Annotated in this window: 19 protein-coding genes; 9 read left to right on the plus strand and 10 right to left on the minus strand. The window is 74.4% G+C overall.

Going from position 1 to position 24,665, the window contains the following annotated elements:
* Positions 1–32: 32 nt before the first annotated feature.
* Entirely contained in the window at positions 33–719 is a 687-nt protein-coding gene (locus HCN08_RS26550; protein WP_322974686.1) for a bifunctional DNA primase/polymerase, read from the minus strand.
* 431 nt (positions 720–1,150) lie between these two features.
* Here HCN08_RS26550 and HCN08_RS26555 point away from each other — a divergent pair, with 431 nt between their 5' ends.
* Both HCN08_RS26555 and HCN08_RS26560 read left to right on the plus strand, forming a co-directional pair.
* On the plus strand, positions 1,151–2,530 hold the full coding sequence (locus tag HCN08_RS26555; protein ID WP_167985780.1) for a transcriptional regulator: 1,380 nt from the start codon (positions 1,151–1,153) through the stop codon (positions 2,528–2,530).
* A gap of 272 nt (positions 2,531–2,802) precedes the next feature.
* Positions 2,803–4,368 (plus strand): hypothetical protein, encoded by a 1,566-nt coding sequence (locus HCN08_RS26560; RefSeq protein WP_167985781.1) that lies wholly within the window; start codon positions 2,803–2,805, stop codon positions 4,366–4,368.
* Positions 4,369–4,496: 128 nt separating this feature from the next.
* Here HCN08_RS26560 and HCN08_RS26565 read toward each other — a convergent pair whose 3' ends face one another.
* Positions 4,497–5,708 carry an ABC transporter substrate-binding protein gene (locus HCN08_RS26565; RefSeq protein WP_322974687.1) on the minus strand — a complete coding sequence of 404 codons (1,212 nt, stop codon included), beginning with the start codon at positions 5,706–5,708 and terminating at the stop codon, positions 4,497–4,499.
* 208 nt (positions 5,709–5,916) lie between these two features.
* Here HCN08_RS26565 and HCN08_RS26570 point away from each other — a divergent pair, with 208 nt between their 5' ends.
* Positions 5,917–6,363 (plus strand): SCO4402 family protein, encoded by a 447-nt coding sequence (locus HCN08_RS26570; protein ID WP_206319260.1) that lies wholly within the window; start codon positions 5,917–5,919, stop codon positions 6,361–6,363.
* 45 nt (positions 6,364–6,408) lie between these two features.
* On the plus strand, positions 6,409–7,287 hold the full coding sequence (gene purU, locus HCN08_RS26575; protein ID WP_167985784.1) for a formyltetrahydrofolate deformylase: 879 nt from the start codon (positions 6,409–6,411) through the stop codon (positions 7,285–7,287).
* 106 nt (positions 7,288–7,393) lie between these two features.
* On the opposite strand, the gene HCN08_RS26580 is transcribed toward purU, so the two are convergent.
* On the minus strand, positions 7,394–8,791 hold the full coding sequence (locus HCN08_RS26580) for an MDMPI N domain containing protein (protein ID WP_167985785.1): 1,398 nt from the start codon (positions 8,789–8,791) through the stop codon (positions 7,394–7,396).
* Positions 8,788–9,393 (minus strand): sigma factor, encoded by a 606-nt coding sequence (locus HCN08_RS26585; RefSeq protein ID WP_167985786.1) that lies wholly within the window; start codon positions 9,391–9,393, stop codon positions 8,788–8,790. Before HCN08_RS26585 ends, HCN08_RS26580 begins: the two co-directional genes overlap by 4 nt.
* Positions 9,394–9,626: 233 nt before the next feature.
* Between HCN08_RS26585 and HCN08_RS26590 the strand changes: the two genes are divergently transcribed.
* Positions 9,627–10,001, plus strand: coding sequence for an STAS domain-containing protein (locus tag HCN08_RS26590; RefSeq protein ID WP_265738269.1), 375 nt, complete (start codon positions 9,627–9,629; stop codon positions 9,999–10,001).
* Positions 10,002–10,374: 373 nt separating this feature from the next.
* On the plus strand, positions 10,375–10,884 hold the full coding sequence (locus HCN08_RS26595) for an ATP-binding protein (protein WP_167985787.1): 510 nt from the start codon (positions 10,375–10,377) through the stop codon (positions 10,882–10,884).
* Here the strand turns inward: HCN08_RS26595 and HCN08_RS26600 are convergent.
* Entirely contained in the window at positions 10,837–11,844 is a 1,008-nt protein-coding gene (locus HCN08_RS26600; protein ID WP_206319261.1) for a GlxA family transcriptional regulator, read from the minus strand. The two genes, HCN08_RS26595 and HCN08_RS26600, sit on opposite strands and share 48 nt — an antisense overlap.
* A 31-nt stretch (positions 11,845–11,875) precedes the next feature.
* Between HCN08_RS26600 and HCN08_RS26605 the strand changes: the two genes are divergently transcribed.
* Entirely contained in the window at positions 11,876–13,252 is a 1,377-nt protein-coding gene (locus HCN08_RS26605) for an MFS transporter (RefSeq protein ID WP_167985789.1), read from the plus strand.
* A 118-nt stretch (positions 13,253–13,370) separates the two neighbouring features.
* Here HCN08_RS26605 and HCN08_RS26610 read toward each other — a convergent pair whose 3' ends face one another.
* The 3 genes from HCN08_RS26610 to HCN08_RS26620 all read right to left on the minus strand — a co-directional run bounded on the left by HCN08_RS26610 (position 13,371) and on the right by HCN08_RS26620 (position 16,604).
* Positions 13,371–14,582, minus strand: coding sequence for a flavin-containing monooxygenase (locus HCN08_RS26610; protein ID WP_167985790.1), 1,212 nt, complete (start codon positions 14,580–14,582; stop codon positions 13,371–13,373).
* A gap of 147 nt (positions 14,583–14,729) precedes the next feature.
* A complete protein-coding gene (locus HCN08_RS26615) occupies positions 14,730–15,716 on the minus strand; it encodes a trypsin-like serine peptidase (protein WP_167985791.1) in 987 nt (328 codons plus the stop codon).
* Between the two features lie 237 nt (positions 15,717–15,953).
* On the minus strand, positions 15,954–16,604 hold the full coding sequence (locus tag HCN08_RS26620) for a TetR family transcriptional regulator (RefSeq protein ID WP_167985792.1): 651 nt from the start codon (positions 16,602–16,604) through the stop codon (positions 15,954–15,956).
* Between the two features lie 330 nt (positions 16,605–16,934).
* Between HCN08_RS26620 and HCN08_RS26625 the strand changes: the two genes are divergently transcribed.
* Positions 16,935–17,114, plus strand: a complete 180-nt coding sequence (locus tag HCN08_RS26625) for a hypothetical protein (RefSeq protein WP_167985793.1) — start codon at positions 16,935–16,937, stop codon at positions 17,112–17,114.
* A gap of 246 nt (positions 17,115–17,360) precedes the next feature.
* Positions 17,361–19,742, plus strand: coding sequence for an outer membrane protein assembly factor BamB family protein (locus HCN08_RS26630; protein WP_167985794.1), 2,382 nt, complete (start codon positions 17,361–17,363; stop codon positions 19,740–19,742).
* 1,341 nt (positions 19,743–21,083) lie between these two features.
* Here the strand turns inward: HCN08_RS26630 and HCN08_RS26635 are convergent.
* Complete coding sequence (locus tag HCN08_RS26635; protein WP_167985795.1) at positions 21,084–21,248, minus strand: hypothetical protein; 165 nt, start codon at positions 21,246–21,248, stop codon at positions 21,084–21,086.
* Between the two features lie 239 nt (positions 21,249–21,487).
* On the minus strand, positions 21,488–24,457 hold the full coding sequence (locus HCN08_RS26640; RefSeq protein WP_167985796.1) for an AfsR/SARP family transcriptional regulator: 2,970 nt from the start codon (positions 24,455–24,457) through the stop codon (positions 21,488–21,490).
* Positions 24,458–24,665 lie beyond the last annotated feature (208 nt).

Genomic DNA, 24,665 nt, shown 5'->3' on the forward strand with positions numbered 1-24,665 from the left:
GACCCCCGGGGCGCCCGCGTACGGCCCCGCGCTCAGCGCACCCCGGCCGCCGCACGCGCCTCGGCGGCCTCCCGCGCCTCGATCGCCTCACGGGCGCACGCGTACGCCAGCGCGCCGATCAGCTCCGCGGCGTCCGGCAGCCAGCGGTTGGCCAGGGTGGGCCGGCGGGCCCACTGGACGCACCCGGCCGGTACGGTCCTGGTCGGCGGCGCGACGACCCAGTCGCCCTCGCCGAGCACCGCCAGGTCCAGCGACTGCGGCGCCCAGCCGTGCCGGCGCAGCAGGTCGGGCACCTTGGCGCCGGTGCCCGGCAGCACGAAGAACAGCAGCCGGCGGCGCGGGGTGCCCAGCACCGGCCCGATCGCGAGCGACATCCGCTCCATGCGGGCCAGCGCCAGGCAGCCGGCCTCCTCCGAGACGTCGAGGGCGTCGAAGCTCCGCCCGGCCGGCAGCAGGATCGAGGCCCGCGGCTGCTTCTGCCACATGCGCCGTACCGCGGGGGCGGCGCCGCTCGCCCGGGCCGCCCAGTCGGGGCGCGTGGGGTGTGCGCCGGGAGCCGGGCAGAAGGCGAAGCCGCAGGAGCAGCGGGGCGCACCGTGCGGGCCGGCCTCCAGCCAGGCGCCCGGCAGGACGTCCCAGTGCCGTTCCTCGGCATAGCCGGCCGCCGCGTCGGCGAGCCGGCCGGTGAACTGCTGCGGGACTGCGCTGCTGTCTTCCACGCGCTGCACAACACGCGCCCGCGCCCCCGGGTTACGGGGTGGCGCCGCGGGTCACGGCGGGTCATGGCGGGCGCACGGATGCACGGCCGGGGGCGCGTACGGGCAACGGGCGTCGGGTGCGGGTAGGCAGTGGGGGGTGCCCACGGGCACCGTGCGGCGAAACTCCCGCAAAGAGGGGCATTTTCTGGCCGCCGGATGGGCAGTATCGACACGCATGAGCCGCACAGCCGTGCGGGCCGTACCGCCTGGCGGCACAACTGCCGCCGGGCGCAACGCAATCGGACCGCGGGAGCCGCGGCGCCGCAGAAAGCCGCAGAAAGCGGCACAGCAGCACGACGGCACAGCGGCACAGCGGCACAGCGGCACAGCGTGCCGCGGGACCGTACGGACGTCGGTCACCGGGACGGGTCGACGAGGACGAGGGGGACACGATGGCCGCACGACCACTTGTGGCGCGCCAGCCCAACGAGCGGCTCCAGGCGCTCATCCAGGAAGCCGGCTGCTCCAACGCCGGCCTGGCCCGCAGGGTCAACATGTGCGGGGCCGAGCACGGCCTCGACCTGCGCTACGACAAGACGTCGGTGGCCCGCTGGCTGCGCGGCCAGCAGCCCCGCGGCAGGGCGCCGGGGATCGTCGCCGAGGCGCTGGGCCGCAAGCTCGGCCGCGCGGTGTCGATCGAGGAGATCGGCATGGCCGACGGGAAGAACCTGGCCACCGGTATCGGCCTGCACTTCTCGCCGACGGTGCTCGGCGCGATCGAGCAGGTCTGCGAGCTGTGGCGCAGCGACGTCGGCCGCCGCGAGTTCCTGACCGGCTCCACGGTCGCCGCCTCCGCCCTGGTCGAGCCGAGCAGGGACTGGCTGATCACCCGCCCCGACCAGGGCGTAGCGCGCAACGGCGGGGCCAGGGTGGGCGCTTCGGACGTGGAGGCGGTCAAGGCCACCACGCAGGCGCTCACCGAGCTGGACCACAGGTTCGGCAGCGGGCACGTCAGGCCGGTGGTGGTGCACTACCTCAACAGCGTGGTCTCCGGCCTGCTCGCGGGCAGTTACCGCGAGTCGGTGGGCCGCGAGCTGTTCTCCGCGGTGGCCCGGCTGACCGAACTGGCGGGATACATGGCGGTGGACACCGGCCAGCCGGGCCTGGCGCAGCGCTACTACATCCAGGCGCTGCGGCTCGCCCAGGCCGCCGGCGACCGCGGCTACGGCGGCTACATCCTCGCCGCGAGCATGAGCCACCTGGCCGCCGCGCTCGGCAACCCGCGGGAGATCGCCCAACTCGCCCGCGCGGCACAGGAAGGCGCCAGGGGCCAGGTCGGGCACACCGCCGAGGCGATGTTCTACGCGGCCGAGGCGCGCGGCCACGCGCTGCTGGGCGACGCCCGGACCTTCGCCACCGTCGCGGGGCTCGCGGTCGACGCCATGGACCGCTCCCAGCCCGACGAGGACCCGGCGTGGATCGCGCACTTCGACCACGCCTATCTCGCCGACGAACTGGCCCATTGCCACCGCGACCTGGGCCAGGCCGTGCCCGCCGCGCGGCGCGCCGAGGAGGCGCTGGCCGCGCACCCGGTCGCCCGGGCCAGGCGGCGCGCCATCGACATGCTGCTGCTCGCCGACGCCCAGGTGCAGCAGCGCGAGATCGAGCAGGCCTGCCACACCGGCGCACAGGCCGTGGCGCTGCTGTCCGGGCTGCGCTCGGACCGGGGCGCGGAGTATCTGGAGGACTTCCGGCGCCGCCTCGAACCGTTCTCCGCGGAGCCGTCGGTGCGGGAGTTCGGCGCCCGCCTGGACACCCCGGAGGCCGCCTGAACACCTGCGCGGGCCCGCCCGGGACGCCGTACCGGAGCCGTACGGAACGGTCCGCGGGCACCAGCACACCGAATCGTTACCGTTCCGTCACCGGACCGGCGGGCGTTCCCAAAGCGCTGGAAATTGCCGCGCCGTGGCCATATGCGGAGCCCTGTGCCCTATTGCCGCGCCTTCAGGGGCCGTTCACCCGTTCGGCTTCGTGGCCGGTGTCGCCGTTGACCCGGTAGCGTGTGCGGACGTCCGACACTTGGTGAAGGCGGGAGTCAACGGCGATGCACAGCAACGGACGCGGCGAGCACACGCCCGACCCGTACCAGGGCGTCGTCCTCCCCGCCGGGCAGCAGCCGCCGGCGGCGTACGGCGAGCACGTCCAGCCGGCCGGCGGGACCCCGTGGGGCGACCCGGCGGCGCAGCAGGGCGGCGGCGCGGCGCCCGTACCGCCGCAGGGCCCGCCCGGGTACCCGCCGCAGGCCCAGGAGGCCGCGGACGCCACGCAGATGCTGCCGCCGTACCCGGCCGCCACCCCGCCGCCGATACCGGGCCTCCCGCCGCAGGCCCCGGCCCCGGCTCCGGCCCCCGCGCACGTACCGTTCGCCGAGCAGGCGCCGCCCGCGCACGTACCCTTCGCCGCGCAGCCGCAGCAGGCACCGCAGCAGCCCCCGCAGCCGGAGCCCGCGGCCTTCGCCGACGCCACGCAGATGCTGCCGCCCTACCCCGCGGGCGGCCCGGCCCCCGTACCGCCTAGCGAGCCCGCGCCCGCCGAGGCCACGCAGGCGCTGCCGCTCTTCCAGGACGCGCAGCCCTTCGACGAGTACGGCCGCCCGCAGCAGGCCCACCCCGGGCAGCAGTACGGCGGCGGGCAGCCGTACGCCGACCCGCAGGCGTACGGCGCCGAGCAGCAGTTCGCCGCGCCCGCCGGCTACGACCAGCAGCCCGCGCCGCCGGCCGGCTACGACGAGCAGCCCCCGCCGCCGGACAGCGACTACGACCACCTCTTCCGCAACGACGTCCCGGCCCCCGAGCCGATGCGCCCGCGCATCCTCCAGCCGCACGGCGCCCAGCAGCCCCGGCCCCAGCAGCCCGGTTACGGCCAGCAGCAGTGGCAGCAGCAGGGCGGCGGCTACGCCGACGGCGGGTACGACGGCTACGAGGGCTACGACGACGGGGACGACGGCGGCCGGCGCCGGATGTCGCCCAAGGTGCTGATCGGCATCGTGGTGGCCGGCTGCGTCGTCGCCGGGCTCGTGGTCGGCGGCCTGATGAGCGGGGGCGGCGGCAAGGCCGGCGCCGACGACTCGGCCGCCAAGCCGTCCGCCCCGGCCTCCGGCAAGCCCGGCAGCAGCGCCTCGGGCGACGGCGCGTCCACCGGCGCGGCCGACGGCGCCGAGGGCCAGGCCAAGGCGCTGGACGCGCTGCTGAGCTCCAGCGGCGCCAGCCGCAGCTCGGTGGTCAACGCGGTGGAGGACATCAAGGGCTGCAAGGACCTGCAGAAGGCCGCCGCGGACCTGCGCTCGGCCGCGACCCAGCGGGACGGCCTGGTCACCCAGCTGCAGAACCTGTCGGTGGACAAGCTCCCCAAGCACGACGAGCTGACCTCGGCCCTGACCAAGGCGTGGAAGGCGTCCTCGGCCGCCGACGGCCACTACGCGGCATGGGCGGACCAGGCCGCGAACAACGGCAGCGTGTGCAAGGGCGGCCACGCCCGCTCCACCGGCGAGCAGCAGGCCGGCAACCAGCAGAGCAGCACGGCGACCACGCAGAAGAAGGCCGCCGTGAAGCTGTGGAATTCCATCGCCGCGCAGTACGGCCTCACCAAGCGGCAGTACAGCCAGCTGTGAGCCGCCGCACGCAGCGGGCCGCCGACGGCCCCCACGCCTTAGCCGCCCAGGCCGCCGCTTTACGCGCCCCGGGCGCCGTTTCCCGCGCCCCAGGTGCTGCTTCCCGCGTCCCGGCCGCCCGCGCCCGCTTACAGGGCCCCGGTGGCTTCCTGCAGCGTGCGCGTCACGTCCACGAAGCCGCCGGTCTGCTGCACCAACTGCCCGTTGCGGACGACCTGGTAGGTGACCTTGGCGTCGCCGAGCCGGCTGTGGTCGGGCAGGTTGAGCAGGTCGGTGTCGGTCCAGCCGAGGTCCGGGGTGAGCCCGCCGGTGGACAGCGCCGTGGTGTGGTCGAAGGCCTTCTCCACCGTGGTCGCGGTCACCTTGGTGTTCTTGTCCATCGCCCGGAGCACCTTGGCGAAGACGGAGTAGGCGATCCATGTCGTCTGCACACCGGGGTCGGCGACGTCGATGCGGTCGTCGGAGAAGGCGTACTTGTCGATGACCGACTTCATCTCCGCCCACTTGGGGTCGGAGGCCGGCGGGTACCAGTCGGTGACCAGCGCGTTCTCCAGCGGGCTGTTGGCGCCGCCGGTGGCGTTGACCAGCGACTGCTGGACGCTGCCGATGACCGACGACAGCCGCACCTTGGGCGGCTTGTCGCCGAGGCGGCGCAGCGAGTCGAAGAAGGTGCTGGTGTGGTCGCCGAGCACCGCGGACACGCAGTTGCTCGCCTTGTTGTCGCCGACCGCCTGCTCGGCGACGCCGGTGTACTCCGTCGCGTCGTCCTGGGCCCGCAGGTCGCGGGCGGGGTTGTGGCCCATCGACTTCAGGCCGTGGTTGAGGAAGTTCGGGAACTGGTCGCCGGTGATGGTGTCGGGGCGCACGAACGCCACCTTCTTGCACGCCGCGGCCAGTTGCGCGCCGCTGCCCGCGAGCAGCGCCGGCACCCCGCCGTTGACCGGGTAGGACAGCGGGCTCAGGAACTCGTCCTGCGTGATGCCGTAACCGCCGATGTACGGGATGTCGTTGGACTCCAGCGCCGTCGTGAACGACCTGCCCTGCTCGCTGTACGAGCCGACCACCGCGACCGCGTGCGCGTCGGCGGCCTGCTGCACGCACTTGGCGACGGCGACCGAGTCGTTGCGCTCGTTGCAAGTGAGCACCTTGAGCTTGCGGCCCCCCAGGCCGCCGTTGTCGTTGACGTACCGCTCGAACGCCTGGGCCATCGCGATCATGCCCGGCATGTTCGTCGCCTTGGTGTCGACCGGGGCCCATGTCATCACCACCACGGGCCCCTGGGAGTCCCCCGAGCCCCCAGGAAGCACACCGCAGCCGCTGAGCAGCGCACTTGTGGCCACCAAGGGGACGACAGCGTGGCGAACCCTGCGCATGCGCCGTTCAGTCATGATTACGGAAGATGCTGGTCCGCCCCCAACGTCAGGGTGATCTCAACCAAACAGGCGGTCACTTTCAGGTGAATTACGGGTGCCGTCGTTCGAGTGCGTACGATTGCCCGTCGTGCAAGGTTCCGAGAAAGCTTCCCGTCGCGGCCGTGTCTCCTCCACGATGGGAGGCATGCCGCTCAACGACATGCCGTGGTGGCGCTGGCGTGCCAATGTGCGCTCGGCGCTGCACATGATCAGCGATCCGGTCTTCCAGCGTGAGGTGTGGCAGACCGGGAGCCCGGGCTACGGGGACGTCACCGACGCCGTCTACCGCCTGGTCGAGGACACCTGGCTCGACAACTGGTCCGCCGAGAAGTACGTCGGGACCGTCTTCCGCGACGCCCAGGAGGCGGCGCTGGTCGACGTCGCGGTGCTGCGGGTGCTCAAGATCCTGCACCAGGTGGGGGCGGACGCGCCCGTTGCCGCGTATCTGGACCACCCGGGCTGGCCGGACGCGGTGCACGCCGCGCGGGACGCGCACGTCCTGCTGGCCGGCGCGGACGGCGAGGACCCGGACACCCCGCCGCGCTCGCTGGAAGTGCTGGCGATCTACACCAGGTCCGCGTGACGGACAGCGCGGCGCGCCGGCGGCCGGGTGTGCGAGGCTGACCGGGTGAACGAACAGCCGACGCAGCAGCCCGCCGAGCCGCAGTACGTCCTCACGCTGTCCTGCCCCGACAAGCAGGGCATCGTGCACGCGGTCTCCAGCTACCTCTTCATGACCGGCTGCAACATCGTGGACAGCCAGCAGTTCGGCGACCGCGGCACCGGGCTGTTCTTCATGCGCGTCCACTTCTCCGCCGAGCCCCCGGTCAGCCTGGACAAGCTGCGGGCGAGCTTCGCGGCGGTCGCGGACGCGTACCACATGGACTGGCGCATCCACCCCTCGGCGGAGCGGATGCGGATCGTGCTCATGGTCAGCAAGTTCGGGCACTGCCTCAACGACCTGCTCTTCCGCGCCAGCAGCGGCGCGCTGCCGGTGGAGATCGCGGCGGTCGTCTCCAACCACACCGACTTCCGCGAGCTGTCGGCCTCCTACGGCGTGCCCTTCCTGCACATCCCCGTCACCCGCGAGACCAAGGCGGAGGCGGAGGGGCAGCTGCTGGAGCTGGTGCGCAGGGAGGGCGTGGAACTGGTCGTCCTGGCCCGCTACATGCAGGTGCTCTCCGACAACCTGTGCCGCGAGCTGTCGGGGAAGATCATCAACATCCACCACTCCTTCCTGCCGAGCTTCAAGGGCGCCAAGCCCTACCACCAGGCGCACGACCGCGGCGTCAAGCTGATCGGCGCGACCGCGCACTATGTGACGGCCGACCTCGACGAGGGCCCGATCATCGAGCAGGAGGTCGAGCGGGTCGGCCACGGCGTCACGCCGGAGCAGCTGGTCGCGATCGGGCGGGACGTGGAGTGCCAGGCGCTGGCGCGGGCGGTGAAGTGGCACAGCGAGCACCGCGTGCTGCTCAACGGCAGCCGCACCGTCGTCTTCGCCTGAGGCGCGGCTCAGGGCTTACGGCTCAGGGCCCATGGCTTGCGGGGCTTGCTGGGATTCGGAGCCTGCGGGCTTACGGGGGCTTACGGGGCCTGCGGTCGGCGCCGGCTCACAGCCGGGACAGCGACGCCGCCGCGAACAGCGCGTCCCTGATCACCGCGCGGTCGCCCTGCTGGCCCACCGCGATCCGCTCCGGCTCGAGGTGACCGGCCGCGAGCTGGCAGAACTCCACGCCGTCCATCGCCACCTCGGCCACCGCGTGCTCGGGCGAGGCGGTGGTGCCCGGCGAGTCCACCGGCAGGCACCAGTCGCCGCCGCCCGCGCCCTCGATCCGCAGCACCAGCGACCGCCCGGGCGCCCCGGCGTCCGCCAGCCGGGCCGGGAAGCTCGCGAGCCCCTGCCGGCGCCGCCCGGCCATCGCGCCCGGCAGCAGGTTCGCGGCGAGGTCGATGATCCGGTTGAGGTTGCGCGGCGCGGGCGGGTCGTACGGGTACGCCACCGCCTCGGCGATGTCCCACGCGTGGATCCAGCACGCGAAGGCCCGGTCCACGAAGGCGGTACGCAGCGGCAGCGTGCGCAGGCCGTAGTCGACGCCGACCCCGGCGGCCCCGGCGCCCGCGAAGGAGACCGTACGCAGCAGGGTGTGGCTCTGCGCGCGCCAGACGTCCCGCAGCCCGGCGGCCGGTCCCGCACCCGTACCCGCGCCCGCGCCGCCGGCCGCCGCGGCCCGCCGTGCCGCCCACAGCGCCTCGGTGCGCCGCGTCGGGTCGGCAGGCAGGTCCAGCCCGTCGGACGCCGCCGCGCCGGGGACGTCGAGGGCCGCCGCGACCAGGCCGTCCACGGCCGTCAGATGGGCGATGACCTCGCCGACGGTGGCCTTCCTGGTCACCGGGCCGTTGTCGTACCAGCGCAGCTCGACGGGCTCCTGCCAGTACGTGTCGCCGAGGTCGCGCAGCAGCGCGTCCAGCCGGGCGGCCTCGGCGTCGTACGGGCCCGCCCACTCCGGCACCGGGATACGGGCCGGGCGGCGGCCGAGGCAGCCCTCCAGCACCCGGGCGCGCAGCAGCGGGTCGAGGTCCAGGCTCTCCTCGCGGTGCAGCAGGCCGACCGCGTCGCGCAGCCGCAGCGCTTCCTCGGCGCAGGTGGCGCAGTCGGTGAGGTGGACCTCGACGGCCAGCGACTCGTCGCGCGAGCAGGCCGTGAGCGCCCAGGCGCCGAGCAGCGCCTTGAGCGTGGCGTGGTCGTACAGCGGCAGCCGCTCGGCGGGCTCCTCGAAGGTGCCGCCGGGCCGGCGACCGGCCGGTGCCGAGGGTCCTGCGGGGTGTACGGGCTCTGCGGTGCCGTTCGGCTCCGACGGCTCCGACAGCTCGGCCGGCCCTGGCGGCGGGTCGGGGACGGCCCGCGGGATGCCGGGCTGGTCGCGCTGCTGCGGCACGCGCGGCAGCCCTTCGCCCTCACCGCCGCCGCCGTGCGTGCCGTCGCCGTTGCTGTAGGCCGGGCCGCTCACGGCTGTCCCCGATCGGTGCGCAGGTGCGGGCTCAGGTGCCCGGGCCCGCCGGACGGCGTGCGGGGGTCCTGGCTGTCGGCGGGGTCCATGGCGGTGGAGAGCAGTTGCAGGCCCAGCCGCAGCCGGCGGCGCGACTCGTCGGCGCTCACGCCGAGCCCGGCGGCTGCGTCGCGGTAGTCCAGCCGGTCGCGGTAGGCCAGGTCGAGGGCGTCGCGCAGCGGGGCGGGCATGGAGGTCACGATGAAGTCGGCGCGGGCGGCGGCGGTGGCCTCGCGGACCCGGGCCTCGACCTCGCCGGGCGTGGAACGTCCGCGGCCGGCGTACTGGCGCAGCCGGTGCACGGCCTGGCTCTGGGTGAGGCCGGCGATCCAGGAGCGCAGCGAGCCGTGCTTGGGGTCGTAGTCGTCCGGATTCTCCCAGACGTAGCCGAAGACCTCGCGGGTGATCAGGTCGGCGGCCTCGTCGTCGTCGAGCACCCGGTAGGCGAGGTTGTGCACGAGGGTGGCGTAGCGGTCGTAGAGCTCGCCGAGCGCGGCCTCCTCGCCGCGGGCGAGCCGCTGCTGCATCTTGCGGTCCCAGCGCGGCGGTGCGGGTGTCGCCATCTGCCGCCCCCTTGCCTCGTCGGCGCTGCTCGCGTGCCGTCCGTGTGCCTTCGACCGTACCCGCCGGCCACCGCGGCATGCGTGCCTTTGCGGCAACATGGCCCCTCATGTGATCGGTTCTGTCGGTCTGTTATCCGGGTGTGACCGGAAGAGGGCAGAGTTACGGCTGTGATTGGGCATAGGCTCGGTGGGATGAGACAGCTGAATCCGACGTCGAGGCGAGGAGCGGTCTGTTGCGCGTGACCCGGGCCGAGCGAGACGGCTGGGCGGTGGTGACGGTCACGGGCGAGATGGACCTCATCTCGTCGCCCGCGGTACGGCAGAAGGTGCACGACGCGGTCGCCGACGGGCGGCGCGACGTGGTGCTGGACCTGGCCGGCGTGCGCTTCTGCGACTCCAGCGGGGTCGGCGTGCTGATCGGCTCCCGGCGGCTGATGCGGTCCTGCGCGGGCCGGCTGCGGGTCGTGCTGCCCGCGGCGGACGCACCTCCGGGCCAGGGCGCCCACGTCAACCGGGTGCTCGCGGCGCTCGGCGTGCGCCGGCTGTTCGAGGTCTTCCCCGACCTGGCCGCCGCCACCGACGAGTCCGCCCAGCCGCTGAGCGCCTGACCGGCCACGGCGGTACGTCCGCGCGGTCCGATTACGGAGCGTCCGCGCGCAGTTGTGTCCGATGCGTGACTTGTCACGCGGTGGAGTCGGCTCCGACCTCGGGTACGCTCCATCGGGTGCGGCTGCGTCCACGGCCTTCCCGGCCTTCCCGGACCACCGCCCGGCGGGCCCGGGCGGTGGTGAGCTCCGGGTGTTCGTCGCCCGGCCCCACGCGGCGCACAGTATGCGGCACCCGTGACCCGTTGCGCTGGAATATGACGGAAGCGCTTGTTGGAGTGACTGACGGTCGATCATGCTGTGTGCGGCGGGCATCACACACGGTGATCCCGCGCAGGCATGAGGCCCTGTGTCCGCCGGCTCGGATGGTGTGAACGTGCAGATGCTGCAGGTGCAACTCGAGGTGGGCGCCGACCCCGCGGAAGTGGGGCGCGCGCGCCGCTGGGCGAGGTCGCGGCTGGCCGGCTCCGGCATAGGCGCCGACGAGCCGGTCGCCGAGACGCTGATCCTGCTCATCTCGGAACTGGTCACCAACGCCGTGGTCCACACCGGCTGCCCCGCGGTGCTGCGGATGCTCTTCCCGTCCGCCCCCGCCGCTCCGGTACGCGTCGAGGTCGCCGACACCAGCGAGACCCCGCCGGCCCCGCGGCACGCCCGCCGGGACGACACCGGCGGTCGCGGCCTCGAACTCGTCGACGGCCTCGCCGACCGCTGGGGCTGGCAGCCCGAGGGCGCCGGCAAGCAGATCTGGTGCGAGGTCGACCGCGCCGCGGACTGCGCCGCCGACCGGAGCGCGGACTGCGCCACCGACCGGACCGCCGGCCGGGCAGCCGAGAGCTCAGCGTGTGCCGGACGACTGGAAGGTGCGGCGGTACGCGGTCGGTGAGACCCCGAGCGTCAGCTGGAGGTGCTGCCGCATCGAGGCCCCCGTGCCGAACCCGGCCTTCCGGGCGACCTGGTCGACGCTGAGGTCGGTCGACTCCAGCAGGTGCCGGGCCAGTTCGACCCGCTGCTGGGTCAGCCAGCGGCCCGCGCTCATCCCGACCTCCTCCCGGAAGCGCCGGGTGAAGGTGCGTACGCTCATCGACTCCCGCTCGGCCAACTGCCGCAGCGTCAGCGGCTGGTCGAGCCGGTCCAGCGCCCACGCCCTGGCCCGCTCGGTGCCGGCCAGTTGCGGCTCCGGCAGCGGCCGGCGGATGTACTGCGCCTGCCCGCCCTCGCGGTGCGGCGGCACCACGGTGCGGCGGGCCACCGCGTTCGCCACCGCCGTGCCAAAGTCGCGCCGCACCACGTGCAGGCACAGGTCCACCCCCGCGGCCACCCCCGCCGAGGTCAGCACGTCCCCGTCGTCCACGTAGAGCACGTCGGGATCCACCCGCACCCGCGGGAAGAGCCGCTGGAAGTGGTCGGTGTGCATCCAGTGCGTGGTCGCCGGCCGGCCGTCCAGCAGGCCGGCGGCGGCCAGCAGATACGAGCCCGTGCAGATCGACAGCACCCGGGTGCCCGGGCGGATCGCCGCGAACGCCCCGGCCAGCCGCGGTGACAGCACACCCTCGTGGAACACCGGCCCCAGCTCGTGCGACGCCGGGACCACCACCGTGTCGGCCTGCGCGAGCGCCGCCACGCCGTGCTCCACCACCACGGGGAAGTCCGCGTCGGTCCGCACCGGCCCCGGCGCGAGACTGCACGTCACCACCTCGTACAACGGCTTGCCGTCCTCGACGCCGAGCGCACCGCCCAGGATGCGCAGCGGGATGCCCAGCTCGAACGGGATCACGCCGTCCAGCGCGAACACCGCGACGCGGTGCCGTCCGGGGTGGCGGAAGACTTCCGTGCTGCGCTCCATGGCCGGATCCATGGCCCGATTCTTGCACATCATGGCCATCGGGCCACTCGTCGCCCGCCACCGCCCAGCCGAGACTTACCGCGTGACGCAGACATCCCACGCACCCGTGTCCGCCGCCGGCGGTCCTGCCGCCCCCGGCCGCCGTCGACCGCGCCCGCACCGTGCCTGGGCCGTCGCCGCCGTCACCTTCCTCACCCTGATCGGCGCTGCTGCATTCGCCTCCCTCCCGGGCCTGCTGATCGACCCGCTGCACTCCGAATTCGGCTGGTCGCGCGGCATGATCGGACTCGCCGTCTCGATCAACCTCGCGCTCTACGGACTGACCGCCCCCTTCGCCGCCGCGCTGATGGACCGCTTCGGCATCCGCAAGGTGGTCGTGTGCGCCCTGCTGACCATCGCGCTCGGCGCTGCGCTGACGGTCCGCATGACACAGGTGTGGCAACTCGTCCTGTGCTGGGGCGTGCTGGTCGGCCTCGGCAGCGGCTCCATGGCCCTCGCCTTCGCCGCCACCGTGACCAACCGGTGGTTCGTCGCCCAGCGCGGCCTGGTCACCGGCGTCCTCACCGCGGCGGGCGCGGCGGGGCAGCTGGTCTTCCTGCCGCTGCTGTCGTGGATCACCGAGCACCACGGCTGGCGGCCGGCCGCCGTGACCGTGGCCTGCGCCGCGGTCGCCGTCGTCCCCTTCGTCTGGCTGCTGCTGCGCGACCATCCCGCCGACGTCGGCCTCGCCCCTTACGGAGCCGAGGAGTTCGTCCCCAAGCCGCCGCCCGCCACCGGTGCCGCCGGCCGTGCGCTGCGCGCACTGCGCCAGGCCGGCCGCACCAGTACCTTCTGGCTGCTCGCGGGATCGTTCGCGATCTGCGGGGCCTCCACCAACGGCCTGGTCAAGACCCACTTCGTGCCGGCCGCGCACGACCACGGCATGCCCGCGACCGCCGCGGCCTCGCTGCTCGCCGTCATCGGCGTCTTCGACATCGCGGGCACGGTGGCCTCCGGATGGTTCACCGACCGCATGTCGCCGCGCCGCCTGCTGGCCCTCTACTACGGCCTGCGCGGACTCTCGCTCATGTTCCTCCCCATGCTGCTCGCCGACAGCGTCCATCCGCCGATGGTGCTGTTCATCGTTTTCTACGGGCTTGACTGGGTGGCCACGGTGCCGCCGACGATCGCCCTGTGCCGCGAGCACTACGGCGAGAACAGCGCGATCGTCTTCGGATGGGTGCTGGCCGCCCATCAGATCGGTGCCGCGCTGGTCGCCTATCTCGGCGGTGTGGCCCGTGATGTGTTCGGTACGTACGATCCCGTCTGGTACACCTCCGGTGCGCTGTGCGCGGTGGCCGCGCTGATGTCCCTGGTCGTCCGCCGCCGGCCGGTCGCCGCACCCGCCGCGGTGGCGCTCGGCGCGTGACCCTCCGTCACGCGCCGCCCTTTCTTGTCACACACTGTGAACGACCGCGATCCCGTGAGGTGTTCCGGAATCGCCGGTTATCACTCGCACGGGTGAGCGAATTCCCTGCCGCCGCAGGTCAGGACGGCAGGGACACCAGCAGCCGGGCCGCGGCAGCGGCGATCTTGCGCGAGTCGATCGCCATCTCCCGGAGCATCCCGCTGATCGGGTTGGTGAACCCGGTGAAGAACAGCCCCCGCGCGCCCGCCGGCTGCCGCGCGCCGTGCGCCACCGGCCGGCCCCGCCCGTCCAGCACCCCGAGGTGCCCGACCAGCGGTTCCAGCCCGCGCCGGTAGCCCGTCGCCGCGATCACCGCGTCCGGCGCGATCCGCGTCCCGTCCGCGAGCAGCACCTCGCCGTCCTCGAACCCCTCCACGGCCGCCACGATCTCCACCCGCCGGGACCGTACCGCCGCGATCAGGCCGACGTCCTGCACCGGGATCGCACCCTCCAGCACCCGTGCGTACAGGCCCGTCTGCGGACGCGGCAGACCGTACTGCGACAGGTCCGGGACGCTCAGCCGCTCCACGCGCGGAGCCACCTTGTCGACCAGGAACGGCGGCAGCCGGCGTACCAGGATGCCGCTCGCCTGCGCCGGCCAGCCCGCCGTGGAGCGGCGCATGATGTGCGGCGCGGTGCGCACCGCGAGCCGTACCCGCGAGGCGCCGCCCTCCACCAGGTCGACGGCGATCTCCGCGCCGGTGTTGCCGACGCCGACCACCAGCACGTCGCGGCCCGCGTACGGGGCGGGGTTGCGGTAGCGGGCCGCGTGCAGCAGCTCGCCGGGGAAGGCGTCGCGGCCCGGCCAGTCCGGAATGTAGGGCGTGTGGTTGTGGCCGGTGGCGACCACGACGACCGGTGACCTGAGCACCCGGCCGCCGGTTGCGGGCATCTCCCAGCCGTCGCCGTCGCCGTCGCCGTTGCCGCCGCGGTCGATCCGGTCCACCGTGATGCCGGTCGCGATGTCCAGGGCGTGGTGCTCGGCGTACGCCTCCAGGTAGCGCACGACGTCGTCCCGGCCCACCCACCGGCCGTACGCCCGCGGTATCCGCAGGCCAGGGAGGGAGGAGAGTCTTCGGGTGGTGTGCAGGTGGAGGCGGTCGTAGTGGCCGCGCCAGGAGGCGCCGAGCTGCTCGGCGCGCTCCACGACCAGCGGGCGCACCCCGCGCTGCCGCATCGCCGCCGCCGCGGCCAGCCCGCCGGGGCCCGCCCCGATCACCAGGGCGTCCGGCGTCGCGGCCTGGTTCACGGCCTGGTTCGCGGGCGTGGTGGAGGGGCTGCGGTCGGGCATGCGGAACTCCTGCGGTGCGGCGGCCTACTGGGGTGCGTTCGTGAGCGTAACCCGTGCCGCGGCCCGGTCCGTCCACGCCTTGCGCCTACCCGGGCCCGCGCGGTACGCACCGGTCCTGCGCGGGCGCCGGTACGCGGTGGCGGCCCGTCAGGACGCGGGCGGGGAGGCCGCCGTGGAGCCGGCCGCGGCGGCGGTGCGCAGAAGAGAGAGGACGGCGTCGGAGAAGAAGGGGCTGTAGGAGATACGGTCGTCCGGGCCGCCGCCGTCGAGGCCGCCGACCAGGCCGACGACCGTCCCGGTCCGCTTGCGGGCGTCGTATCCGACCAGCCAGGGCCCGCCGGACGTGCCGGCCGCGAAGCCGTCGCAGTAGATACGGAGTTGGTGCCGCTCGTCGAGCTGCTCGGAGGACGTCGTGCAGATCACCGGCCGGTCGGTGGGGTCGCCGGCCCGGCGCGGGTAGCCGATGACGGTGACGCGGTTGCGGTAACCGGGGGTACGGGCGAGGCGGTCGGCGCCCGTGACGTCCTCGATGCGCCGGCCCCGCGGCCCGGGCAGCACCCGCGCGAAGGCGATGTCGTGGTCGGAGGCGGCGGCGTCGCCGGGGCGCCAGCGCGGATCGGTGAAGACCCGGTCCACCGCCCAGATGCCGTACGGCTGCCGGGCCGCGCCCGCGCGGTACTGCGGGACAAAGCCGATGTCGCTGCCCGGGTGGCAGTGCGCGGCGGTGAGGATGAGGTCGCGGCCGGGGCTGTGGACGACGCTCGCCGTGCAGCGGTGGGCGGCCAGGTCGTCGCCGAGGGAGAACAGGACGCCCACGGTGGGGATGCCGGCGAAGTAGACGGCCGCGTCGACGGGGCGGCCGTCGGCGGGCAGGGCGCTCAGGGACTGCCGGTTCGGCGGCTGCCCGGTGCCGGGGCGGGTGCTGGGGCGGGTGCCGGGCCGGGCGTCCGGCGGGCGGTCGCGGTCCGCGGCCGGCATCGAGTCCGCCATCCGCTCGGGCGTCCAGAACCGGGCCGCGGCCTGGGCCGTCCAGGCCCGCGCCGCCCCGTCGGGCCCGTGGTGCACCGGCCACACCGCGGCGACCGCGGCGAGCAGCGCGGCGGTCGCCAGCACCGGCAGCGTGCGTTGCGGCATGGCGGCCGGCTCCTTCGGCGCGCGGGCGGACCCGGTGCCGGGTGCCGGGGCCCCGGCGCCTCGTCGTACCCCTCTATAGGGCCACTGCTCCACAGGGCGCAGGGCACAGGGCTGCAGGGAGGTGAGGAGGGGTCGGGGGAGAGCGGTCCGGCGGGCGCGTCGCCCGGGCTCCACCGGGGTCCGCTCGGATGAGTGGGCCGTCCAGGGGAGGAGTGCCGAGCAATGTTGCCCCGGGATTTATTTGGGCGGCTTTTTCCCGGTCACCCCGAGATGCACCAGAAGCGCCAGGTTCGGCTTGAGGTCGGCCTGCTTCATGCCCGAGCCGCTGCTGAAGCCCTTCTGGTGGGCGGCGACCCCGGCGAGCATGGTGACCAGCGAGCCGGCGATGGCCGGGGCGCTGACGTCCTTGTCGACCCGGCCCTTGCCCTGGAGCTCCTTGATGGACTCGGTGAGCGAGCCCGTCACGGAGGTGAGGATCCTGGTGCGGATTCTGGAGAAACGTTTATCCCCTTCCGCCGCACCGAGGTCGATGACGCGAAGGATGGCGTCGTTCTTCTTCCAGAAGGAGAGGAAGCCGTCGACCAGCTCATCGGCCGCCTGGGCGCCCGACTTGCCGACCCACGAGCGGCCCGCGACCAGCTCGGTCAGGGACGCGCCCTCCTTCGCCATCTCGTCGGCGAGCTCCAGGACGGCGCCCTCGACGTCGGGGAAGTACTGGTAGAAGGTGGCCGGCGAGGTGCCCGCCATCCGCGCGACGTCGATCACCTTGACGTCCCGGTACGGCGACGTGCTGAGCATCTCGCTCAGGCAGTCGAGCAGCTTCTGCCGCGTCGCCTGCCCTCGGCGACCCGCGACACGTCCGTCGACGGTGCGAACTTGTCCTGTCATGCCGTCAGTTTACCGGCGGGGGGTTCGCGCGCGATTTGGCGGCGTGCAAATGGGGAGGGGGTGTCTGGTGGTACGGAAGACGCAGGTCAGTGGGCATTTGTGCAGGCTAAGCGGAACCCGGATCGGGGCGGGCGGGGCTTGCGGTTCGCGCCTTTTGTGGCGATCTGGGGGGCGGAGGTCGCGAGCTCGTCCAAAATTGACCATATGTTCGAATTAGGGAGGTGTGAGTGTGGGCAAGATCACTGCAGACGGGGTCCGGGGAGTCCTCGCAGACGGAGATGACGCGCGCAGGGAAGCGCAAGAAAGGGGAGGGGATCATGTACGCAACCGGTGAGGGCGCGCCGCGGCGGGGGTTCGGCGGTGCGGGAGCCGTGCGAGCCGTGCGAGCCGTGGGAGTTGCGGGAGTTGCGGGAGCCGCAGGAGTCGGCCGGGCGCGTCTGCTTCGTCGCCGACGACGAGGGCGCGGGCTTGACGTTCCTCGACCCGGCGCGCGCAAGGACGGTTGCATAGCCGGGAGTTGACGGAGGGGCGACACCCACCGGCGCGTCGCGACGCCTTCCGCCGGCCGGTCGGCGGATGATAACGAGTTCGCTCGATGGGCGTGTCGTGACGGCCCCGGGTTCGCAACCGACGCCCTTCCCAGGAACAATCAGGTCCGTACCCTGGCGTGGGCACGGGGGAACGGGCCGCGGAGGACAGGACGTACGCACGCGGAACACAGCCGCAACAACGCGGGTACGGGGAGGTGGCAGGGCAGTGGTGGAGCAGCTGACGCAGCACGACCCGAGACGGATCGGCCCTTTCGAGGTGCTGGGACGGCTCGGCGCCGGCGGCATGGGGCTGGTCTATCTCGCCCGTTCGGCATCCGGCCGCCGGGTGGCGATCAAGACCGTGCGCGCGGAGCTCGCCGAGGACCAGCTGTTCCGGGTCCGCTTCACGCGTGAGGTCGAGGCCGCCCGCGCCGTCTCCGGCTTCTACACGGCCGCCGTCGTCGACGCCGATCCGCGGGCCGCCGTGCCGTGGCTCGCGACCGCGTACGTGCCCGCGCCGTCGCTGGAGGAGATCGTCAACGAGGCGGGGCCGATGCCGGCCCAGGCGGTGCGCTGGCTCGCCGCCGGGATCGCCGAGGCCCTGCAGTCCATCCACGCCGCCGGCCTGGTGCACCGCGACATGAAGCCGTCCAATGTGCTGGTGGTCGAGGACGGCCCGCGGGTCATCGACTTCGGCATCGCCTCCGGGGTGTCCAACACCCGGCTGACGATGACCAACGTCGCGGTCGGCACCCCCGCCTACATGTCGCCCGAGCAGGCCCGGGACTCGCGCAGCGTGCGCGGGGCGAGCGACATCTTCTCGCTGGGCTCCACGCTGGTCTTCGCCGCGACCGGCCACGCCCCCTTCCATGGCGCCAACCCCGTCGAGACCGTCTTCATGCTGCTGCGCGAGGGGCCCGACCTGGCCGGGCTGCCCGACGAGCTGCGACCGCTGATCGAGTCCTGCATGCGGATGGAGGCCGAGGGCCGGCCCACCCCGGCCGACCTCCAGGCGCAGCTCGCCCCGCACCTGCTGTCGGCCGGCAGCGACGATACGGGCACGGCTTCGGCGTGGCTGCCGCCCGGCGCGGTCGCGCTGATAGAGCAGCGGCGCAGCGGCCGTGGCCGCAGCGGACCGGTCGCGAACGGCGGGCGCCGGGCCGAGGCGGGCGGTGGCCCGCAGGTGCCGGTCGAGCCGGTGCCGCCGCGCCCGGTGCAGCCGCCGCCGGTGCCCTCGCACGGGCCGGGCGAGGACCACCACGGGCGGCACGGCAGGGAGTCCGTCGCCGAGCCGGTACGTCTCGCCGGGTCGGCGCCGATCGGGCCGGGGCTGCGGGTCGCGGAGGCCGCAGAGCACAAGGCGGCGGGCGGGGCGGCGCCCGGGACGGAGTGGGTGCGGCGCAGACCCGGTGCGCACCGCGCGGGCGACCCGGCGGCGGCCGTGCCCGCGCAGGCCCCGCCGGTGACGGCGCCGGCGGAGTGGCGGCCCTGGCGGTTCCGGATGTCCAACGACGTCTGGGGCACCCCGGTGGTCGCGGGCGGGCTGCTGTACGTCACCTCCTTCGAGGTGCACGCGCTGGACGTGGCGAGCGGGCGCCGGGAGTTCAAGACCCGGGACGTGGCCTGGACGATGGCGGTGGACGACGGGCGGATCCACGCGTCCGACGGGCCGAGCCTGTTCGCGCTGGACGCGAAGGACGGCTCGGACCGGTGGCGGACGCCGATAGACGGGTGGGTGTACGCGGTACGCACCGACGCCGGCACGGTCGTGACCGGTACGCGGGGCGGCGGGGTGCAGGCGTGGGACGCGGCGCGCGGGATGCTGCGGTGGGAGCGGGGCGGGGCGCAGACCGAGTTCGAGTCGCCGGAGTCCGGGCCGACCGTCGTCGGCCGCGCGGTCTACTACCAGGGCGGCGGGCAGTTGCACGCGGTGGACGCGCTGACCGGGTCGGAGATGTGGTCCTACCCGGTGGGCGAGCCCGGGGCGGCCGGGTCCATGCCGACCCGGCCGGTGGTCGCGGACGGGGTGGTCTACCTGACGGCGGGCACCCGGGTGCTCGCGCTCGACGCCCGCAACGGCGTGGAGCGCTGGCACTTCGACGCGCCGGCGGTGATGTTCGCGCCGCCCGCGCATGTGCCGGGGCCGGCGGCGAACGGCGGGGGCGTCTACGTCGTCGACCACCTCGGTACGGTCTACGCGCTGGACCCCGGCGCGGGCGGTCGCCAGCGGTGGCGGGTGGCGACCGAGCCGCGGCAGTCCGTGGAACCGGTCGTCGTGGCGGCGGGCGCGGTGCATCTCGGCGCCGGAAGCGCTCTCTACACCCTGGACGCGGCCGGCGGCACCCCGCGGTGGCGGTTCGCCGCGCAGGGTGAGGTCGTCGGCTCGCCGGCGGTCGCCGACGGGCGGGTGCACTTCGGCTCCAAGGACCACTGCCTCTACACGGTGGACGCGCAGGGCGGCCAGTTGCGCTGGCGGCTGGAGACGGGCGGCGAGATCACCGGCTCGCCGGTGAGCGCGGAGGGCGTCGTCTACGCGTGCTCGAAGGACCGCTGCGTATACGCGCTGGACGCGACGAAGGGCACGGGGGCGGCGGCCCGCCGAGCCTGAACACGGCCTGCGGCCGGCCTGGCCGGGTCGGCGCATGGGCTTCGGCGAGCCCGGCGGCTGAGCCCCGGCGTGGGCTGGCGCGCTTCCGGGTGCGGGCTCCGGTTGCCGTGCCTGCGGCAGCCTGCGGTGCCGCCGCGGGAGGGTACGCGGCTGTGCGGGCGGCTGGCTGGGTGGGCTGCGGGCTCGGGGGTGCCCGGGCGCTGTGGCTTCCGCGATTCGCGGGGCCGTTGCGGGTGGTACCTGGCCGTGACCTCGGCTGGCAGGGGTGGCCGCGGGCCCAGGGGCTCCCGGTGGGGGTGGCTTCCGCAGCTTGCGGTGCCGTTGTTGGTGGGTGCGTGGCCGTGGCCTCGGCTGGCAGGGGTGGCCGCGGGCCCAGGGGCTCCCGGTGGGGGTGGCTTCGGCAGCTGGCGGTGTCGTTGTTGGTGGGTGCGTGGCCATGAGCCCGGCTGGCGGGGGTGGCCGCGGGCTCAGACGTGCCCGGTTGGCCCGGCTTCCGCGATTCGCGGGGCCGTCGCGGTGGGACCTCGGCGGGCTGGGTCGGGTCGGGCCGGTGACGGGAGGGTGAGGGAGCCGAGCGGGGCGCGGTTGGCGGGGTGGGGGCGGCCTCTCGGGAGAGGTCGTTCACCTCGGGGCCGGGCCCCTGGTGCGCGCCGGGCCGGGTTCGGAAGGGGTTCCGGGCGGCGGGCACCGCTCCGATGAGCGCGAGGGGTGGGCCGGAGATGTTGCGGGGCATCTGACGGCGCCGCCTCTGTGCGTACTCAGCCCCCTCGGGGCCGACACTACGCCCCGAGCTGCGGCTTCGCCACGTGGGCCGGGTCGCCGGCGGGCGTCGCCCGCGTGCTCCCGCGCCGCCTCGCGCTCGCCCCTCCCACGTAGTCCCCCGGGTAAGCCCCGGCAGCGTGACCCGCCCGGGCCCGGGCCCGCCGGGTGACCCCCGTTAGCCCCCTGGGTAAGCCCGCGCCCCGGCAGCGTGGCTTGCGTGGCCCGCGCGCCCGCCTCGCCCCCCGGCAGCCTGGCCCGCGCGGCACCGCGCCCCCCCCGGCGCGAGCTCGCCGCCCGGCGCCGGGCGTGGACCCGGACGCAAAGGTGCCGGGCGGTGGCCTCCGCCGGAAGGCCACTGCCCGGCTGATGGCGGGTCGGCCGCGGCATCCCCTCCTCACCGCGACCGAGCCGCCCCCCAACGCCCGGGTCAGTCGTCCGCGGTCCCCTGATCCGCGGGCGGCTGCCCCCTCCCGGGCGTTCCCCCCGGTTCTCCCCGTTCCCCCAGCCCCCCTGGGTTCCCCCGGAAGTCCCCCGTGCGTCTGAATCCCCCTGTGCCCCCGTGCTCTTGCCGGGTGGGCGTTACTGCTTGGTGCCCTCGGCGTGGAAGTTGTCCGGCTTGACGGTCTCGGCGTGGAAGTTGTCGGGCTTCACGGCGGGCTTGCCCGTGGTGCCCTCGGCGTGGAAGTTGTCCGGGTCGACCGAACCGTCGCCGGTGGTCGGGGCCTGCGGCTGATCTGCGCTCATGGTGCTCTCCTGTGTGCGTGTCCAGCTTGGGACGCTCTGACGTGACGCCCGCCCGGCAGCGACCCCCGTGCACCGCCGGACGGGCAGCTCGTGCAGTGATGGAATCCTGGCACCCGCCGATAATCAACTGATAAACGCCGTCCGTTGGCGATCCATCGGCCGTCCGGCGCCCGCGCCTGCCCCGCCGGAATCCGCCGGCCCGCGCCCGGAACCCGTCGGCCCGCGCCCGGAACCGCCCCTCAGACCGCCGCCGAGGTCCCCGGCGCCTCCGCCGGCCCCGCCGCCCCGGCGCCCGGCGACGCGCCCAGCAGCTGCCGCACCTCCGCCGCCTCCGGCGAGCCCAGCGCCGCATACGCGGCCAGCGCGTCCCGCCAGCACGCGTGCGCCCGCACCTGCTGCCCCATCCCTGCCAGCGCCCGGCCCAGCACCGTCAGCGCGTTGGCGGTACGCCACTCGCCGCCGATGTCCCGCATGATGACCAGCGCCTGCTCCACCTGCGACGCCGACTGCCGGTAGCGCCCCGCCGCGAGGTGCAGCTGCGCGAGCCGCCACAGCGTCAGCCCCTCCCACAGCTGCTGCCGCACGGAGCGGAAGATCTCCAGCGCCTCCGTGAGGCAGCTCAGCGCGCCGTCGTGCGCACCGGTCGCGGTGAGCGTGACGCCCATCGAGTACAGCCCGTTGCCCAGCCGGAAGCGCGCCCCGAGCTCGCGGTATATCGCCACCACCCGGTCGGTCGCGGCGACCGCCGACGCGACGTCCCCCAACTCCAGCTGCGCCCGGGCCAGATTGCTCAGCGCCGCGGCCTCGCCGTGCTTGTTGCCGTCCTCCCGGAAGGCGTCCAGCGCGCTGGTGAGGTAGTCGGCGCTCTCCGCGAAGTGCCGCCCGCGCAGCGCCAGGATGCCCCGCAGGTTGCGGGCGTAGCTGCACGCCATCGGGTCCTCGGCGGCCAGCCCCAGCACCAGCGCGCGCTTGGCCTCCTCCTCCGCTTCCTCGAACCGCCCCGAGAGCCGCAGCAGTTGCCCGAGCCACACCCGCCCGCGCCCCTCGACGAACGTCTCCCCGCACGTGTGCGCGGCGGCGACCACCGCGGCGGTCGCCTGCTCGTACTGCCGTGCGTACACGCCCGACTCCATCAGGTCCTGCGCCACGAGCAGGACGTGCACCGCCCGCCGCAGCGACCCGGAGCAGCCGCCCTCCGCGGCCTGGCGCACCGCCGCGAGCAGCCCCTGCGCCTCGGCGAACATCCAGTTCAGGGACTCCTCCCTGGTCGCGAAGCCCAGCCCGGGGTGCGCGGTCGGCGCCAGGTGGTCCAGGACCCGGTCGCCGGGGTTCTCCAGGGCGTACGCCGACACCGCCGAGTCGAGGTAGAAGTCCAGCAGTCGCGACAGGGCCGCGCACCGCACCTCCTCGGTCTCGTCGGCCTCGGCGCGCTCGCGGGCGTAGAGCCGCAGCAGGTCGTGGAAGCGGTAGCGGGCGGGCGCGGCGGACTCGATGAGGCTGATGTCGACGAGCGCTTCCAGCAGCTCCTCGGTCCGGTAGCGGTCCAGGTCGAGCACCGCGGCGGCGGCATCGAGGGAGATGTCGGGGCCCTCCGGCAGCGACAGCAGCCGGAAGGCGCGGGCCTGCGCGGGGGAGAGGTGGTCGTAGCCGAGGTCGAAGGTCGCCTTGACGGCGAGGTCGCCGGCCCGCAGCTCGTCCAGCCGGCGGCGCCGGTCGGCGAGCTTGTCGGCGAGCACCGACACCGTCCAGGTGCGGCGGGCCGCGAGCCGGGCGGCGGCGATCCTGATGGCCAGCGGCAGGAAGCCGCACGCGGCGACCACGTCGAGGCTGGCCTGCCGTTCGCTGCCGACCCGCTCCTCGCCCACGATCCGGGTGAACAGCAGCAGCGACTCCTCCGGCGACATCACGTCGAGGTCGACCAGATGCGCCCCGGCCAGGTCCACCATCCGCACCCGGCTGGTGACCAGCGCCGCGCAGCCGGGCGTGCCGGGCAGCAACTGCCGGATCTGCGCGGCGTCGTAGGCGTTGTCGAGCAGCGCCAGCACCCGCCGCCCGGACAGCGTGGAGCGGTAGAGCGCCGCGCGGTCGGCGAGCGAGTCGGGGATGGCGCCGTCCGGCAGGCCCAGCGCGCGCAGGAACGAGCCCAGTACGGCCTCGGGTTCGGACGGCCGCGGGCCGGTGCCCTGCAGGTCGACGTACAACTGCCCGTCGGGGAAGGCCTCCCGCGCGTTGTGCGCGACCTGCACGGCCAGCGTGGTCTTGCCGACGCCGCCGATGCCGGCGACCGCCGAGACGGCCATCACCCCGCTGCCCAGCGACGCCGCCGCCAACTGCTCGCCCAGTTCCCGGACGAAGGCGGCCCGCCCGGTGAAGTCCGGTACGGTCGCGGGCAGTTGCGCCGGGCGCAGGATCTCCGGGGCGCCGGGAGTGCCCGAGCCCTGCGGCGGGGCGAGGCTGGCGTCGGCCTCCAGGATGCGCTGGTGCAGGTCGCTCAGCTCGGCGGACGGGTCGATGCCCAGCTCGTCGGCGAGCAGCCGGCGCGTGTCGGCGTAGACGCCCAGCGCCTCGGCCTGCCGGCCGCTGCGGTAAAGGGCGAGCATCAGCAGGGCGCGCAGCCGCTCGCGCAGCGGGTGCTCGGCGGTGACGGCGGTCAGTTCGGAGACGGCCTCGGCGTGCGCGCCCATTTCCAGGTCGAGTTCGAGCCGCACCTCGATCAGGCCCAGGTGCCACTCGGCGAGCCGGACCCGCTGCGTCTCCGCGAACGGCCCGGGAAGCCCGGCCAGCGGCTCGCCGTTCCACATCTCCAGTGCCGTGCTGAGCAGTTCGCGGGCCTGCCCCGGGTCGGACTGGCGTATCTTCTCGGCCTCCGCGGCCAGTTGCTCGACCGTCGTGGCGTCCAGCGCCTCGACGGGTATGTGGATCGCGTAGCCGCCGGAGTCGGTGACGAGGGTCTGCGGGCCGAGGGCCTTGCGCAGCCGGAAGGCGTACGAACGCAGGGCGGCCAGCGCGGTGTTGGGCGGGGCGTCACCCCACAGCGCGTCCAGCAGCTCGGCCGCGGTGGCCGTCCGCCCGCCGCGCAGCAGCAGCACCGCGAGCAGCGCACGCTGCTGCGGCGCGCCCGTGCTGATCTGCTCGCCGTCGCGCCAGGCGCGCACCGGCCCCAGGACCGCGAATCGCAGGCCCTTGCCCGGCTCCGCCCCGCTTCCCATCCAACGCCCCCTGAACCGACGCGAGCCGCGCGGCCGGGAAAGGCCGGACCGCGTCGGCTCTCCACGCGTATATCAATCATTCATCGGCGGACGGAACAGTTGTCCGCGTGGCACTTCCCGGACGGAGCCGGTGGTTCGGCCCCGTCCGTGCCAGTTTGCCGTGCCGGAAGCTCCCGGGTCACCCCATGCGGGTCCCGAACCGGCCGGA

Origin of the sequence: Actinacidiphila epipremni (genome assembly GCF_012034175.1) — a bacterium.
Taxonomy (GTDB): Bacteria; Actinomycetota; Actinomycetes; order Streptomycetales; family Streptomycetaceae; genus Actinacidiphila; species Actinacidiphila epipremni.